General features: G+C 65.3%; 13 protein-coding genes and 1 tRNA gene. 6 read left to right on the top strand and 8 right to left on the bottom strand.

The window, feature by feature from the left end:
* A partial coding sequence (locus JK364_RS49205; RefSeq protein ID WP_230993720.1) for a DUF2267 domain-containing protein occupies nt 1-488 on the top strand: 488 nt, incomplete at its 5' end.
* A 47-nt stretch (nt 489-535) separates the two neighbouring features.
* On the opposite strand, the gene JK364_RS49200 is transcribed toward JK364_RS49205, so the two are convergent.
* Complete coding sequence (locus JK364_RS49200; RefSeq protein ID WP_201857983.1) at nt 536-985, bottom strand: DUF1931 family protein; 450 nt, start codon at nt 983-985, stop codon at nt 536-538.
* A 340-nt stretch (nt 986-1,325) separates the two neighbouring features.
* On the opposite strand from JK364_RS49200, the gene JK364_RS49195 reads away from it, so the two are divergent.
* Nucleotides 1,326-3,140: an APC family permease gene (locus JK364_RS49195; RefSeq protein WP_201857982.1), complete on the top strand. Its 1,815-nt coding sequence runs from the start codon at nt 1,326-1,328 to the stop codon at nt 3,138-3,140.
* A 215-nt stretch (nt 3,141-3,355) separates the two neighbouring features.
* Here JK364_RS49195 and JK364_RS49190 read toward each other — a convergent pair whose 3' ends face one another.
* Nucleotides 3,356-5,539, bottom strand: a complete 2,184-nt coding sequence (locus tag JK364_RS49190) for an FUSC family protein (RefSeq protein ID WP_201857981.1) — start codon at nt 5,537-5,539, stop codon at nt 3,356-3,358.
* 377 nt (nt 5,540-5,916) lie between these two features.
* On the opposite strand from JK364_RS49190, the gene JK364_RS57350 reads away from it, so the two are divergent.
* A complete protein-coding gene (locus tag JK364_RS57350) occupies nt 5,917-6,045 on the top strand; it encodes a hypothetical protein (protein WP_269146429.1) in 129 nt (42 codons plus the stop codon).
* A gap of 491 nt (nt 6,046-6,536) precedes the next feature.
* Nucleotides 6,537-6,624: transfer RNA gene (locus JK364_RS49185), tRNA-Pro, on the top strand.
* 28 nt (nt 6,625-6,652) lie between these two features.
* Here JK364_RS49185 and JK364_RS49180 read toward each other — a convergent pair.
* Both JK364_RS49180 and JK364_RS49175 read right to left on the bottom strand, forming a co-directional pair.
* The gene (locus JK364_RS49180) at nt 6,653-8,104 is read right to left on the bottom strand and encodes a tyrosine-type recombinase/integrase (RefSeq protein WP_307841643.1); all 1,452 of its coding nucleotides are present in this window, start codon (nt 8,102-8,104) and stop codon (nt 6,653-6,655) included.
* A 671-nt stretch (nt 8,105-8,775) separates the two neighbouring features.
* Nucleotides 8,776-9,033 (bottom strand): hypothetical protein, encoded by a 258-nt coding sequence (locus JK364_RS49175; protein WP_201857980.1) that lies wholly within the window; start codon nt 9,031-9,033, stop codon nt 8,776-8,778.
* 222 nt (nt 9,034-9,255) lie between these two features.
* On the opposite strand from JK364_RS49175, the gene JK364_RS49170 reads away from it, so the two are divergent.
* Both JK364_RS49170 and JK364_RS49165 read left to right on the top strand, forming a co-directional pair.
* Entirely contained in the window at nt 9,256-9,474 is a 219-nt protein-coding gene (locus JK364_RS49170) for a GIY-YIG nuclease family protein (RefSeq protein ID WP_201857979.1), read from the top strand.
* 204 nt (nt 9,475-9,678) lie between these two features.
* The gene (locus JK364_RS49165; protein WP_201857978.1) at nt 9,679-9,933 is read left to right on the top strand and encodes a hypothetical protein; all 255 of its coding nucleotides are present in this window, start codon (nt 9,679-9,681) and stop codon (nt 9,931-9,933) included.
* A gap of 171 nt (nt 9,934-10,104) precedes the next feature.
* On the opposite strand, the gene JK364_RS57850 is transcribed toward JK364_RS49165, so the two are convergent.
* The 4 genes from JK364_RS57850 to JK364_RS49145 all read right to left on the bottom strand — a co-directional run bounded on the left by JK364_RS57850 (nt 10,105) and on the right by JK364_RS49145 (nt 14,718).
* On the bottom strand, nt 10,105-10,761 hold the full coding sequence (locus JK364_RS57850) for an ATP-dependent DNA helicase (RefSeq protein ID WP_201857977.1): 657 nt from the start codon (nt 10,759-10,761) through the stop codon (nt 10,105-10,107).
* 155 nt (nt 10,762-10,916) lie between these two features.
* On the bottom strand, nt 10,917-12,836 hold the full coding sequence (locus JK364_RS49155; RefSeq protein WP_201857976.1) for an AAA family ATPase: 1,920 nt from the start codon (nt 12,834-12,836) through the stop codon (nt 10,917-10,919).
* A complete protein-coding gene (locus JK364_RS49150) occupies nt 12,833-13,396 on the bottom strand; it encodes a hypothetical protein (protein ID WP_201857975.1) in 564 nt (187 codons plus the stop codon). Before JK364_RS49150 ends, JK364_RS49155 begins: the two co-directional genes overlap by 4 nt.
* A complete protein-coding gene (locus JK364_RS49145; protein WP_201857974.1) occupies nt 13,393-14,718 on the bottom strand; it encodes a hypothetical protein in 1,326 nt (441 codons plus the stop codon). The genes JK364_RS49150 and JK364_RS49145 overlap by 4 nt, the downstream gene beginning before the upstream one ends.
* Nucleotides 14,719-15,165: the final 447 nt, after the last annotated feature.

The following is a 15,165-nucleotide window of genomic DNA, read 5'->3' as shown; positions in this document are numbered from 1 at the left end:
TCCCGCGGCGGCCCCGCTCCGCCGGGTGCCGCCGCGGGCATCGGAAGGACTACATGATGGTTGCGGCAGGCTTTTCCTCGTTCGACACCATGGTCGACAAGGCCAACCATGTCCTGAAGGAGATCGAGCACGCCTATGGGTGGCCCAAGGAGCGCCGGAAGCAGTCGTACGCCGCTCTGCGCGCGGTCCTGCACCACCTGCGGGACCGGCTGTCGGTCGATGAGGCCGTGCACTTCGGAGCGCAGCTTCCGACCTTGCTGCGCGGCGTCTACTACGACGGGTGGAAACCCGCGGAGACGCCCGTGAAATTGACCGGCGAGGAATTCTTCCGGCGGGTCCGGCACGACTTTCCGTACGCGATCGAGGGCGACACCGAGCAACTGGTGCGCACGGTCCTGCATGTCCTCGAGAACCACATCAGCGAGGGCGAGTGGAAGGACCTCAAGGCGCGTATGCCCGACTCGATGTCCGCGGTCATGCCCTCCTAGCCGGTCCGGCGGCCACCGCATCGCTCCCGGCATTCACAACCCCGGCGTCACAGCAGGAGATTGAAGAGCGGCCAGACCGTCTCCCAGTGCTTGGTCTGCGGATTCTTCAGATCCGGGTAGATGATCTTGAATGCCTTGGCGAGCGCCAGGCTGAGCCCGCCGACGATTTCCGGCAACCTCGCCTCCGTCGCGTCGTCGGGTGCGCGGTCCAGCGGCGGGTGCCTGACGAGCTGATCGAGGATGGGCTTCAGCTCGATCTCGTGGTCGAGGTCCCGGAAGCGGTGGATGTTCTCCTGTAGCCCCTTGGTGATCGGCAGATCCCACGGCACGATGACGTCCCGGTTGTTGGCCTTCGCGACCGCCTCGGCGATGAGCAGCAGATCGTAGACTTTGGCGTCCACGAAGTCGCTGTAGCGCTTGAGGTCGTTCTTGTCGACATCAAGTCCCGCCGCCACCCGGAAGAACCGCTCGAACCTGGGCACGGACATCACCGTCATGGTCATCAACCTCCAGTCGTCCGGCGCTGGGCGTAACCCGGCGCGCCTCGTCAGCGCCACCCTCGCTCGGCGGATGCCCGACCGCATGGGCCCCAGGAACCAATCGCACGGCCCGGCCTGCTGCCGACAGGTCGGTGACCGCGCCAGGTCATGCTATGGGCGCGGCTCGCACCGCCGCGGCGACACTCGGGGAGCGCCGTGAGGAGCACTCGGTCAGGTCAGGGAGTCACGGAGGCGGCGGACACATGGCGGCTGTTCGGGCATGCCTCAGCTGGCCGGGCGCCACGGCGGGGCACACTGTCGCGGGACGGTCCCCGACAACCCCGCCCCGAGGTTCTCCATGGCGTTCGGACTGGCACACCGCGCATTGCGGCCACGGGTACCTTTGCGCCACGGGGAGGGCGACAAGCACCATCTCACCAGCCTTGAGGGGCTGGCCGCGCTGTCCCTGGACGCGCTGAGCTCGGTCGCGTACGGCCCTGAGGCCATCGTGGTCGTCCTGGTCGCCGCCGGCACCGGGGCCCTTACCGCCACGCTGCCCATCACGGTCGTCATCACCGTCCTGCTCACCGTGCTGGTGATCTCCTACCGCCAGGTGATCGCCGTCCATCCGGACGGCGGCGGCGCCTACGCGGTGGCGAAGAAGAGCCTCGGGCAACGGGTGAGCCTGCTCGCCGCGGCGAGCCTGACCATCGACTACGTCCTCACCGTCGCCGTCAGCCTGGCCGCCGGCGCCGCCAGCCTCGCCTCCGCCTTCCCGATCCTCTCCTCGCATCTGCTCGCCGTCTGCCTGGTGCTGCTCGCCCTGCTCACGGCCGTGAACCTCTGGGGAGTGGCCGAGAGTGCCCGGGTGCTGATGCTGCCGACCGTGCTGTTCATCGTCAGCATGCTCGGCATCGTCGTCATGGGGATCCTGCGCTCACACCCCGCGGCCGTCGTCGGCGCCGCCCATCCCGTCCGGGCCACCGAGGCGCTGGGCGTCCTGCTGATCCTTAAAGCGTTCTCCTCGGGCTGCTCCGCCCTGACCGGGGTGGAGGCCATCGCCAACGGCGTGCCGATGTTCCGCGAGCCGCGCATCAAGCGGGCCCAGCACACCGAGCTGATGCTCGGCATGCTCCTCGGAGTGATGCTGCTCGGGATGGCGTATCTGATCCGCCGTGACCATGTGGCGCCGCGCGGCGGTGTGACGGTCCTCGCCCAGCTCGCCGCCGGGTCGTACGGAGCCGGATGGGAGTACTACGCGACCAACCTCATCGTCACCCTTGTTCTCGCGCTCGCCGCCAACACCAGCTTCGGCGGCCTCCCGGTCCTGATGAGCCTGCTGGCGCGGGACGACCGGCTGCCCCACCTGTTCGGGCTGCGCGCGGAGCGCCCGGTGTACCGGTACGGCGTGGTGGCGCTGGCGCTGCTGTCGGCCCTGCTGCTCATCGCGGTGGGGGGCGAGACCCATCGGCTGATCCCGCTGTTCGCCATCGGGGTGTTCACCGGCTTCACCATCAGCCAGGTCGGGCTGGTACGGCACTGGGCGACCGAGCAGCCGGAAGGGTGGCTGCGCCGGGCGATGATCAACGGTCTGGGGGCCGTGCTGACCACCGGGGCCGGTCTGGTCCTGCTGACCACCAAGTTCCTCGAAGGGGCCTGGGTGGTCGTCGTCGCGGTGCCGCTGCTGATGCTGCTGTTCACCCGCGTCCAGCGCTATTACACGACGGCCGGCGAGGAACTCGGGCTCGGGCGGATCCCGCCGCCACCGGCGCGCACCATGAGTCTGGTCATCGTCCCGCTCGGCGAGGTCAGCAGGCTCGCGCAGCGTGCGCTGACGGCGGCGCTCGCCCTGGGCGACGAGGTCGTGGCGGTCAGCGTCCAGGCCGAGCCCGCGAAGGCGCGGGCGCTGCAGGACGCCTGGGAGCGCTGGAATCCCGGGGTGCGCCTGGAGATCATCGACAGCCCGCACCGGTCCCTGGTGCAGCCGATGGTCGCGTATGTGCGGCGCGAGGCCGGGGGCGGTCGGCAGATCGCCGTTCTCATCCCCGAGGTCGAGCCCCGGCACCGGCGCTACAAGATCCTCCAGAACCAGCGCGGCCTGCTGCTGGCCACGGTCCTGAGGGCGCGCACCGATGTCGTCGTCTGCATGATGCCGTACGGCCTGAGCGTGTGAGCGGGGCCCGCTACCCGTCGGTTGGTGAAGAACGACCGCCTCAACCACGTCGGCTGCCACGTGGTACGCCGCCGCCCAGCGCAACCTGTTCAAACGCGTCGGCCAGCTCCACCACTGCCAGCTTTTCCTCGTCATCGGCCTGACTGCCGGCATCCGCAACTCATCGTGACGGCCGAGGCGGAGAAGTCCTTCCGGCGGAACGTCGAGGGGATCGATCACCCACCCCGGTGCGCGGGTTCTGATCCGTCACCTTCCGCCGCCGCCGCCACCGCCGCCCGCACCCGCTGCTCCTCGCGGGCAGAGCCGACGTCCCGTTCCAGGGGTGTGCGGCTCACGGCCGTCGCGAGGTCCTCCAAGGCCCGCTTCTGTAGTTCCGCCCCGCGTCGTGCCACCGGGCTCCGGTCCCCGGCGGTGGCGCCCTCCCACGCGTGGAGCGCCTCCTCGACGCGCCCCCAGTCCGGATTCCTGTGCTCGCGCACGTCGACTGCCGCCTGCGCGGTGTCCGCCTCCAGGGCCTCGGCGAACCGCTCCGCCTCGGGGACGAAACGGCTGTCGGCCCGCGGGACGTGGCTCTCCATGAGCATCGCCGCCCGGCCGAACCTTTTGAGCGCCTCCTGCGCCTCCTCCGCCTCGCGCGACGTCAGACCCCTGGGGCGGACCGGTTCCTGCCTTGCCCGGTCGTAGGTCTCCTGCCAGGCGGCACGTGCCTCCCTGCTCGCCAGCAGTGCCTTGCGCACGTCGGCGCGATGTTCCCGGGTCGGTTCGGCGTAGCTGCGGAGCACCGCAGCCGCGTAGCGGCCGTTGGCGGCGAGCCAGTCCGCAAGTCGGCCCGGCAGCCGGGGCGTCTCCCACGCGGGGTACACCACGTACGCCAGCATTGCCAGGGCCCCGCCGAGCAGGGTGAGCACCACCCGCTCCGGGACCGTCTGCCGCCATGCCTGGCCGCCCATGCCGAGCAGGAAGACGACGTACGCGGCAGTGAAGCACTGGGAGTAGGCGTAGCCGGTACGGATCAGCGTGTACGACAGGCCCGCCGAGACCACCGCCAGCGCGCCGAACACATGGGCGTCCGGGCCCACGGCCCGCACCATCCCGGTGGCGAGCGCGACCCCCGCCAGGGTCCCGGCGAGCCGGGCCACCGCACGCGCGTACGTCCGGTGGAAGTCCGGGCGCATCACCATCACCGAGGCGATGGGCGCCCAGTAGCCGTGGGCCAGGGGGAGCTGGGCGGCGATCAGATAGCCGAGCGTGGCCACCGCCGCCAGGCGGACGGCGTGCCGGAAGACGGGGGAGTCCCGGCGGAGCTCGCGGCGGACCGCTCGGACGACGACCGGGAGCAGCCGGAACATTGTCGGGCGCACCAGGAACTGGGCGCCCGCGGGGCCGGGCGGCGTGGGCATCTTCCCGCGCGCGCTGCCGCTCCCGGCGATCTCCAATGCCTCGCCGAGCAGTTCCACGAGCCGCTCGGCGGCCTGCTGCGCGGGCCCCTCCAGCACCTCGTGCTCCTCGTCGACGCGCAGGACGTCCGCGCTCCCGGGTGGCACCTCGGTGGGAGTGCCGCGGCGGATCGAACGGGCGGCCGCGTCCAGGACGTCGGCGGCCGCGCCGAGCAACTCCCGCGCGCGGCCCCGCCCGGGTCCTTCCGCCGGGGCGCCGACATCCGGGTCGGCGAGCGCGGCGACGACCGACCGAATGCGCTCGGCCAGGCCCCGGGGGCCGTGGAGGACAGGGGGACGAGTGCGGGCCTGTGATGGCGTCACGGCGGCCGCGTCCCGGGCCGTCATCAACGGCTCCGGGTCGAACGGGGCGGTCGGGTCATGCCGCAGCCGGCGGGCGTAGTCCGCCACGGCGGCCAGGGCGTCGGCGAGCGCGTCACGATGCGCCCCCCAACGGCGGATCGGGAACAGCAAGATCAGCATGGCCTGCGCCATGCCTCCGAGCGCGATGACCCCGGCGTGCTCCAGGGCTTGCCCGATGCTCGTGGGCAGGGTGATGGTGACCAGCATGCTGCCGACCGTCGTCGCTGCGACGATCCCAGCGGTCGATCCGACGGCCCACGCCATCCCCGCGACAAAGGCCCATACGGCCAGCAGTGGGAGGAACGTCACGAGTCGCCCCGCCGCCAGGTAGCCCACGAAGGTGCTGAGCGCCAGACCCGCGCCCGCGCCGAGCGCGATCACCTTGCGTGGACGCCAGGTGCGCTGGAAGGTGGCCCCACCCGAGGAGAAGGCACCGAGGGCGGCGGACGCGGCGTACGCAGGGGAGACCAGCCACAGGGCCGGCCCGATGACGAGCGCCACCCCAGCGGCCGTGCGCAGCGCGAGCAGGGGTTCCAGCCGCGTCTCCTCGACCGTGAGCCCGGAACGCACGACATCCCCGAAGGCCCGCAGCCACGTCACGGGTGTGAGCCTAGCCGGACCGCCCTGCCGGGTGGCGTCGGCCGCGCCGCCACCTCCTGGCGGCGCCGCGCTCGGCGGGCGCGAGCCCCGGGCCGACCTACCCTCACAAACCTGCACCCTCGCGTACAGGGCGATCGATGACCACACCCCAGCGCCGCCTGTTCAGTCCTAGCGGCCGCATCTCGACGTCGTCCTCGTGGCCGATTCGGGATGGCCGACGGAGGTCGCGAAGCGGCCGAAGAAGGCGACGGACCTGCCCTACTGGGACAACACCAGACCGGTCATCGCCATGATCAGCCAGCCGCAGCACATCGTGCCGCTGTCGTTGCCCATGCTCGGCCTGATACGCGTCGCCCGTCGGCTGAGCGGCCCTCGGCGTGATCGGAGCGCTGATCCCGGAGTCCGGCAACGCCCTGCCACTCGGGAGGATCCAGTACACCAGCGAGGCACAGCACTACGTCCTGCCCAGTGTCCGCGAGCGGTTGCGGCTGCTGGCTAGCCGATAGCTTCGTTCAGGTAGAAGCCGTATCGCCACGACCGGCATGCTGCCTCAAAATGGCTCGCCGTTCCTGAGATCTGGGCGGATCCGAAGCAACAGGTCAGCCCAGGTGACATAATTCCCGGCACCCACAGGCCAGGATCTCCGCATCCTTGTTCCGGTTATCGGCAGCAGACGCAGCAGCGCGAACGCGTTGGTCACCCCCAGGTAGGCCCGTCGCAGCAGCACGGTCGATCATCATGACGCGTCGACTACCGGCTACGCGAGAGCGCCTACTCGAGCGACGAGGCCGACGACCGCCATTGCAGGTGCAGGCTTCCGACCAGGGCAGATGACATTCCCGGCAAGCGCAAGGTTCTTGTCGGATGTCGCCAAGAGGTGCATGATGGAAGTGAAAGCGAAGCTGGCTTATAGAGACTCTGTCGTGGGGACCAATTGGGGACCACACGGTGTGTGCGACCCCGCACAACTCAGGCGTTACCGCACGCATTTCACCTGCGGAAAGCGTTGTAATTCCGGGGAATTCGTCGTTCGCACTTGACTGGGGGTCAAGGGGTCGCAGGTTCAAATCCTGTCGTCCCGACCAGCGTTTTCGCAGGTCGGAGGCCGTTTTCTCAGAGATGGGAAAGCGGCCTTTTTCGTGTTGCGGAGGCCGGTGGTCGCAGTGTGGTCGCAGTCGCTTGTTGGGGTCGGGATGCGGCGGGTGAAGTAGCGGTGATGGTGGGGGAGTAGGTCCGTTTCCAGAGGTGGTGGGGCCGGTTTCGGTGGTCGCGGTGTGGTCGCGGTCGCGGCCGGGGTGGCCAGTGCCGGCGGATGCCACCCGTATGGCCGGTGTCGGCTTTGGTAAGTGCTTTGTCGATGGCTTCTACGGCGTCGCGGGCGGCTTGCCGGGTCAGGTGGGAGTAGATGTTCGCCGTCGTGGAAACGGTGGAGTGCCGAAGGGTCTTGGAAACGGTGAGGAGCGGGATGCCTGCGGTGATGGGGACGGTCGCGGCGACGTGGCGCAGGTCGTGCAGGGTGATGATGGGGACTTTGGCCTGGGCTGCGAGTCGTTTGAAGTGGTCCAGGAGCGTCTGCGGTCGCAGTGGTTGACCGTCGGGCCGGCTGAACACCAGGCCGGATAACGGATCGTCGGGCTGCGGTGCGGCAGGGCCGGGTGGGGCCTGGTGTGTGAGTGCGGTTGCGACGCGTGGGGAGATGGCGACCCAGTTTTTGCTGCTGCGGGTTTTGGGGGTGGTGATGACGAGGCGGCTGTTGTTGATGGCGGAGAGGGTGTAGCGGACGTAGAGGACTTGTTCGTCGAGGTGGACGTCGGCCCAGTGGAGGCCGAGGGCTTCGCCTTTGCGCATGCCGGTGCCGATGAGGACTTCGACGAAATCGGCCATCAGGGGGTCGGCGTGGTGGCAGTGGCGCAGGAAGCGGGCGGCTTCCTCGGGTGTCCAGATGGTGCGTTCGGCGGCTGGTGGGCGGGGGAGGACGGAGGGCTTTGCGGGGTTGTGGGCGAGGCGGCGCTGGCGGACGGCGTCGCCGAGTGCGCTGGAGAGTGTGGCGAGGCAGCGGTGGAGGGTGACGCGGCCGCGGCCGGTGTTGAGCTGGGTGCGGGCGAAGCCGGCGATGTGGCGGTAGCCGAGGTCGTCGAGTCTGAGTGTGCCGAGTGCTGGGATCAGGTCGTGGGTGACGTAGTCGCGGTAGCGGACGAGGGTGGTCGGTTTGAGGGTGAGGGCTTTGGCTTCGAGCCAGGTGGTGAGGTAGTCGGCGACGGTCTGGTCCGGATCGGCGTTGAAGCCGCCCGCTTCGCCCTCGAGCATCCGCCGCAGCGCGGACCGGGCGGCGTCTTGGGTGGGGAAGCCGCCGCGGCGGATGGTGGTGCGTTTGCCAGCGGGTGCGGGCAGGTCCACGGCGAAGGTCCAGGTGCCGTGATCATGATCGTCGGCGAGCTTGGGGCAGCGCGTGCCGAGCTGACGGTGCTGGGCATCCCGGCAGCCGCAGCGCCGGTAGATGCGGCCTCGGTCGGCAGAGGAGCGCATGATGATCGCCTCCCGTGTTTGGTACAAAAGTGCCGACACACCCAGTCTGAAGCTGGTGAGCTCACATATGCGACCACCAGACTTGTGGAGCACGTTTGACCTGCGGTGATCCCCTGTCGTGGCGACAAGTGCGCACCGTACGTGTGCAAGGTCGACGCTGTGAAAAGTGTGCCAAGCGGGGCGGGGAAACGTAATCACAGGGTGATGTCGCCATGAGCTGGCAACCGTGTGGACGAAGTCTGCGGGAGCGGGTATGCCGGTTGTTCATCCGCCCGGCTGTCTACTGCCCGGCCAGGTTCTTTTGTGTGGTTGTCCACGCCGCTGCTCGGGCCCCCGGGCGCGCGTCGCAGGATCACTGAGCGCCTCGTCCTGGAGCCTATCTCCACGCTGGCGATCACAAATTCCCTGGTCGGCCACTGTGCGGCAATAGAGGCACCAGGGGACGACGTCCCCGACGACCCCGAGGAAGGGGACTGCGTCGGATTACCCCCGCGTGGGCGGGGACGACCAGACACCTGGTCCTGGCAACGGACGCACCTAATCGAGCGCGTGTCGCAGGCCCTGGCTGACGGCTGGCCGGAATGGAAGCTGTGGCGGAGACGGACAGCGCGAAGTCACTGGCCGCGGTCTACAGGCACGGCCTGGCGCCCGAGAACATTCCTGCTGCCCCGCTGCTGTCAGAGAGCGCCGATAGCTTCCCAGGGCAGCGCTCAGCGCCCGTCAGCAAGCCGAAGCGCCCGGAGCGCCACCGGCCGTTGAGGAATGCAACCGAGTCCAAGCTGTGCCGCGACTGCCACGAAGAAGTCAGCGCCTGACTCAGGGGGAACCGTGACCAATGTCCCGGAGCAACGCTCCACATCCGTCGAGTCGGCGTACCACGCGACGCTCCAGCACAAACAGCTCTTGAAGCCCGCCAGCAGAAGCTGGTCGAGGCCCAAGAGAATGCCGAAGACCAGATCCTGCACCACTACGGCTCCTCGTACCGGTGCGGGGACGTCACCATCACGGAGTTGCTTGAGTTTTTCAAGGCGTACCGGGCCCTTGTGACCCCGCGCCGCACACGCCGCTGGAACAACCACATCGACTTGCCGTATCAGACATGCCACCTCATGAAGCCGCCCAACGGGCCTGAGGGGACATGGGTTGGCACGTGGCCGTGCCCAGAGACAGATCCCTGCCCGCTGCGAGGCGTGGGGGTTGTCTACGCGCTCTTCGACGCCCGCAACGACCCCTGCTACCTGGGAAGCACTGACCAGTTCCGTACTCGCATAGGAAAGCACGTGAAGGACGGCAAGGTCTTCACGAGCTGGCAGGCGTACCCATGCCCGGATCGGGAGGCTGCGTACGTGCTGGAGGACCGGCTGTTGAAGGAACGGCTGCCGTCCCTCAACAAGAAGGCCAGTCGGTGAGAGTTCGGCCGGGCGCGATCTGATGTGGCCGGGTGGAGAGCGTGAGCGCCGAGTAGGGCCGCCCCGAGCCCGGGCCGGAGAATCCGCCTTCTCCCCGTGCCCCCCTGCAACCCGTCTGGGCGGGAACATATCGTTTGTGGGCGGCTGGTCCTATCCTGTGCCGATATCACCGGGCGCTGGCCTGGTTGACGGGCAAGGGGCAACATGACGGACGAGGCAAACAGCAGCAGCGACGGCCGGGACAGCGCGAACCAGAAGGGTTCACAGAGGCCGATACGGATCTCGTCCGAGTCGCTGGGGTTGCTGCGGGCGGCGATCGCCAGGGCGGCGGCCAGGAACAATCCGGCCTTTGAAGCGTCCGGTCGTCAGGCGGCCGTGTCGATCGGGCACCTCGTCGCCGCGCAGGTGGTCGCCAGCATGGAAAGGCTACGGGCCGCAGCCGTGGCCTGGCGCCGTTGACCAGGAGCCTCGCCCCGTGGGCCACTACCTCCGGACGATTGGTCGCCTCAGCGTCCCCCAAACTTCAGCTCCGGCGTCTACGGCAGCTGGCGCGCCTTTTGGCGTTTCGGTCGCTTCACAACAGGGATCACGCCTCGGCGCACCTTCAGTAGAATCTCGTCTTTCGTGTTCTCACGTACTGCGAGACGGCTCAGGATTCGTTGCTGCGTAGAACACTTCGAGACGCTCCCGAGCGCGTGTGATCGCGGTGTAGAAGATGCTATGGGAGATACTCTCCTCGTTAGCATCCGTGATGACAACCTTCACCAAATTGTACTCAAGGCCCTGCGCTTTGTGGATCGATACGGCGTACGCGATCTGAAACGGCACCATGGTGGTGACCTTATCGTCATCATCATCGCTGTTGCCACGCTCGAAGACGTCGAACTGGACGGTCGAGCCTTCTATCCAGCGCAGATCTGTACCGGACACGTCGGCTGAAGTGACATCACGTTCGAGTTTCACATCGAACGTGATGCGGCCGGTAACGCGATCGATCTTGACGATCTTGCCCTTCAGATTGTTGAAAATAACCGGACGGAACCGATCAGAATCGTTGAAGAGCACGGGGTCGCCGACCTTGTGCGTGGACTCGCTCCAGGTCACAGCTGGATTCGGATTGCTCGCCTGCAGGAACCGGTTGACGTTGTTGATGCCATAAAGGCCGTCATAATTCAGGCAGAGCACGATCTCATCGTCGCTCCGATGCTGGAAAAGCGAGTCTCCCAGCACCGTTGAGTAGCCATTCTTTGAGAGCGACTCCTCGATGCGGTCGTCTAGGTTCCGCACCCTATCCCACAGCGTGAGAAGCGCTTGGTCGGTGGTTCTGAACGGCTTTTTGAGTTCGAAGACGGACTCGCTTGGGATGTACGAACGGGTGTGACGCAGTGCTGCATGCCTACGCGCTGCCTTGCCGTGAACTAGGCGGGAACGAACTATCATCGTTAAGTAGAAACCAGCGGCTTAACACTTCCCTTTCCTGGGTGCTTAATCGAACTGATGGTTGGTTTCTTGTAGCTGAAGTCGATCTCGGCATAGTCTTTTCGGTACGCCGAAGGCAGGGCATGGTCGGCGATGATTATCTGAACGCGCCCCGCGTTCGCCTCGGCCAGCGTCACCAGTCTCCGGTATAGCCCAGAAGTGAGGTCCTGTTCCTCGTTCAAGGCTAGGCGCGGACTGTCGATGAGGAGGAAGGTCGGGTATGGGACATCCCTTTCTCGCAGAGCTACCGCAATCAGTGCAGTCCAATAGGCCACCTGGGTTGCGGTCACGATACCGCCACCTCTGGAAAACTGCCTGAATGGCTTTCCATTGAGCAAGGGGAGATAATTCGTTTCGTGGATGCTGGCTTCTTCGACCCCTGGAATTTGCAGGTCCGAAACGACTCGATTGAATTCTTCGGAGATTTGGCGAACCGTGTGTGTGCGTCGCTCCTTTAGTCTCGCCTCCTTCTGTTCGATTTCCCGAAACAGGCGTTCGTATCGTTTCCTTAGTTCTTCTTCGGAGCGGGCCAGATCTGACACCCGGTCCCATTGCTGCAAGACATTCTCGAAGTGTTTCTGTGCGGTACGGGCTGCCGCGATCTTCTCTGAGATATCGCTGTATGCCTGTAGCCTTGGACTTACGCGATCAGCCGTCCGCGCATCGATCGCAGTTTCCAGATGTCGGACGAGGTCTTGCCGGTCCAGGATCAACTGGCGCGCATTCTGTGTCTGTTGCGCAACAAATGATAGCTGTTTCTCCATTTCCTCCAGCTGATCCTTTAGTTGCACTGTCTCGTACTGATCGAGTTCATCTGTAGATGCAGCCTCATCGGGGAGTAGGCACACCCTGCAATGCCCCTTGGGGACCTTGCGGTTCTTGAGTGCCTGCATGCATCGAGGGCAAGTCGTAAATTCGATCTGCGCCAGTCGCTCGCCTGCATCACGCATCCGGTTCAGGCGTGCAAGGTCAGAATTTACCCGACGGCGTTCACTGGACAGTTCTTCTATCTGACGCCCTAGGGTAACTTCGGCATTGCGAGCATCTGCCAGGCTTCGCTCGGCTTCATTGAGCAGGTCTCGTAGCGCCTGAGTTTCTCGATCAGTGACGGGGTCGATATCGTCCCTGAGTTGTGCCCTCTGCTCCTCGGCTTCTCGCTGCGCGATGAGGGCTTTGTCGAGTTCTTGCTGGGCCTCTTCGCGGCTTTGAGTGTTGCTGTCACGCAGGAACTGGAGAATCTTTCGGTGATGATCCTCTGCCTCTTCGACTGACCCTTTGAGTGTGTTCGCTTGCGAACGCTTCTCGAATAGCTCTGGATCGGCGAGCGCGAAGATAAGCTCGAACACTGCCTTGCGCTTCGGCTCTAGATACGAATCTTGACTTCTTGCGATGTCGCGATTTATTTCCGACTGCGGAATGTACATGTAGGTGAAAATGTCTGCGAACGAGATGCGGGCCCCAGCTTTTGTGCTGCGGCCTGTTTGTGCGGCGGCGCGCATATCGCTCGGCAGCCCTAGGCTCGACATAAGGAGAGTGTTGAGGCTGCCAGCCTCCCCTGACTTCACTTGATGGTCGGGAAGTCGCTCGCCGGTCACGAGGTCTGTGACGCGTACGTTGTTTCTTTTCTGCGGGTCGATGCTACGGGAGAGACGGAACCTCTCTTCGCCGATGGAGATTTGGAGCGAGAGATCTTGGACCTTATCGGTAACCACGGGGGCGAGCTGGCCATCTCCTCCCAGACCCCACTTGATTAGTTCGAGAAGTGTTGTCTTCCCCACGCCCGTGGGGCCCGCCAAGACTGTAAGGTCAGACGGGAACTGATACTCCACCGGACCCTCAGTGGAGTGGATGGTCACCTTGTCGAGACGGAACTTCGTAGTCACTGAATGACCTCCCTGTGGGGGCGGTTCATTAGATCTGCCAGCCGCTCATAGATAAGGTCCTTCAGGGTGTTTCCGGTCATGTTTGCTGAGGCTTCTGCTACTGCATCGCAGCGGTTTTTGACAGTCGCCCATGCTTCTGTGTCAGCCAGAACTGCGGCCAGTTTCTTACCTAGTGGCGTTGGAATCAATGCCACACTGCCTCTGCGCCCCTTGGCGTAGCGAATTAGGCCGCGTCCTACGAGAGCGCCAATGATGGCGTAGTATCGATCGTCCCAAGGGCCGTATTTATATCGAGTCATCGGTGCCTCAACTTCTGTAGGCGCCGTCAACTCCTCGGGAGCCAATGCCAGTCGTTCATCTCGCGGATTAAGAGGGTCGAGCACCGTCGAAGCCAAGGCTGGGTAGCGCAACAGGAAATCAAGCTTAGCGAGCTTTGTCAGACCATCGAGTTTGCCGCTGTGACCGACAGTGCCAGCCACAGACGTCACGAGGAGCAGGACACGTGCTTGGTGATAGGCAAGGTCCTCGCGCAACAGGGCGCGGTCTAGGGCGTCACTCATGAGGTCTGCCCCCGTCCTCGTTGGATAGCCTTGATGGCTTCGTCTACGTCAAAACTGTCACTGAACCACACCTTGCACTGACTGGTCAGATCGCAGATCCCTCCGAGCAAGAGCTCGGAGTCCATGCCGCTCGGCAGGTCAGCCGGTGGCGAGGCTGCAAGGAGCCGTTGTACTGCCTGCCAGAAGGCTGGCCCTCGCGGCACTTCTGCGAGAGTGCTTTGAGTGGCTTCGTCGCTGATGCGCAGTAGGTAGCGCTCAAGGCGCGCTTGAGCCGCTCGAGCAGTGGGGTTGCCGCTGCGCTCCTCGCGCCAGAAGTCTCTGTACTCCTGTGCCAGATGCTCGGCTCGCTCGATACTGTTGTCCGGACACTGGCCGGCGGACATCTTCACGGCAAGCTTCGTGGTTCGCTGTAGACGAGGAAGCGGCCGGTAACCATGAGGCTGAGAGATGGCGGTCCTGACCGCCAGGTCTATGTCATCCAGTGTGACGATGCGGTTGAGGAGGGATCGTTCCAACTGCGCCGTATCGGGTGAAGTCGAGCCGACTCTATAGGCCAGCACCGCGGGGAGCTTGCCAGTCGGGATAGGCCCTGCCTTGCGCATACGTGCGTAGAAAATATCGTGCACAGCAGCCCAAATGGACTCGGGATCGATCGGGAGCCGAAGGCGGTCGCATAGGGGGCGTACGTACATGTTCGCCGCGGCGTACGCGAGGTGGTCACGAGGAGGCTTGCCTGCCTCAACGTCCAGTACGGCCAAAAAGCGGACCACTTGCGTGATCTCTGCATCGGTCGGAGAGGGCATGGGTTTTGCCGCCGACGTCCAACCCGATGGCAGTTCCTTGCAATAAGACCTAAGGGCCTGACAGAGATCATTAACGGGTTTGTGGTGCTCGTCGGGCACGGTCAGGGGCTGATGCGCCAGTCGCAGCTCTCTTAGCTTCTCCCATGCTTTCTCAAGCTTCTGCACCTCAGGGGACAGTCCGAAGGTGGTGACCATGCGGCAACTGGGAGTCTCGTTGAGAGCGTGCCAACGACCGAACAGGTGCGCCACGCCGCCAACATCGGCGAGACTGTTGATGGTTGTGAAGGGGCCGGTCGTCACGTCTCGGTGTTTGGCGGAGACCAGTTCCACTGCGTCGCCATCGACCGCTGCCCAATCCTCTTGGTACTCGCAGACGACTCTGCTGTCGATGTTCGGAGACGGGCGTCCGTCGTCGTCGAGCGCGTCTAAGTACAGGCGAAGCCCGTCCGCAGCCGCCATCGAGGCCTGCCAGTTGTACCGGTCCAAGGTGTCCGCACCCGAGTCGTCGAGCTGGGGCACGGAGAACAAGCGCTGCCTTGCACTCTGTGCCTCCACAAGCGACTCCAATGCCCCCCGACACACCTGGGCTAACTGTGCTGAGTCATGAGTGATCAGTCAAGACGACCCAATTCGTACAGGTGTGCCTATGTCGAGATTCTGCTGGTGAGACGGGCGAAGCGGATGTTGATAACGCGCACTCGCATGAGCAGCCCCCAAGCTTCACTAACGCGATACGACCCGCGAGGGACGCGGGTGAGGGTCGAAGCAAGCTGGGCCGTGCCAAGGGCCACGACGAGGATGCCGGTGCGAACTGAGGCAAGCGGTGACATTGGCTGGGGCATGGTGGCGCAGCGTGACCAGAAGTCGGTCCACCAACACCGGGCTCCGCTTGGGTCCGGCACCTGCAGTCCCGTCATCCCCTTGCGGGGCGCGAACCAGCGCTTGGCCTCCGGATCCCACGAGGCA

Origin of the sequence: Streptomyces endocoffeicus (assembly GCF_016741935.1) — a bacterium.
GTDB classification, from domain to species: Bacteria; Actinomycetota; Actinomycetes; order Streptomycetales; family Streptomycetaceae; genus Streptomyces; species Streptomyces endocoffeicus.
This window is presented reverse-complemented; position numbering and strand designations above follow the sequence as displayed.

What these genes read in the sequence shown, in the direction of transcription:
- JK364_RS49165 (WP_201857978.1), top strand. Translation starts at nt 9,679, where the DNA reads ATGACGGACGAGGCAAACAGCAGCAGCGACGGCCGGGACAGCGCGAAC.
- JK364_RS49195 (WP_201857982.1), top strand. Translation starts at nt 1,326, where the DNA reads ATGGCGTTCGGACTGGCACACCGCGCATTGCGGCCACGGGTACCTTTG.
- JK364_RS49150 (WP_201857975.1), bottom strand. Translation starts at nt 13,396, where the DNA reads ATGAGTGACGCCCTAGACCGCGCCCTGTTGCGCGAGGACCTTGCCTAT.
- JK364_RS49200 (WP_201857983.1), bottom strand. Translation starts at nt 985, where the DNA reads ATGACGGTGATGTCCGTGCCCAGGTTCGAGCGGTTCTTCCGGGTGGCG.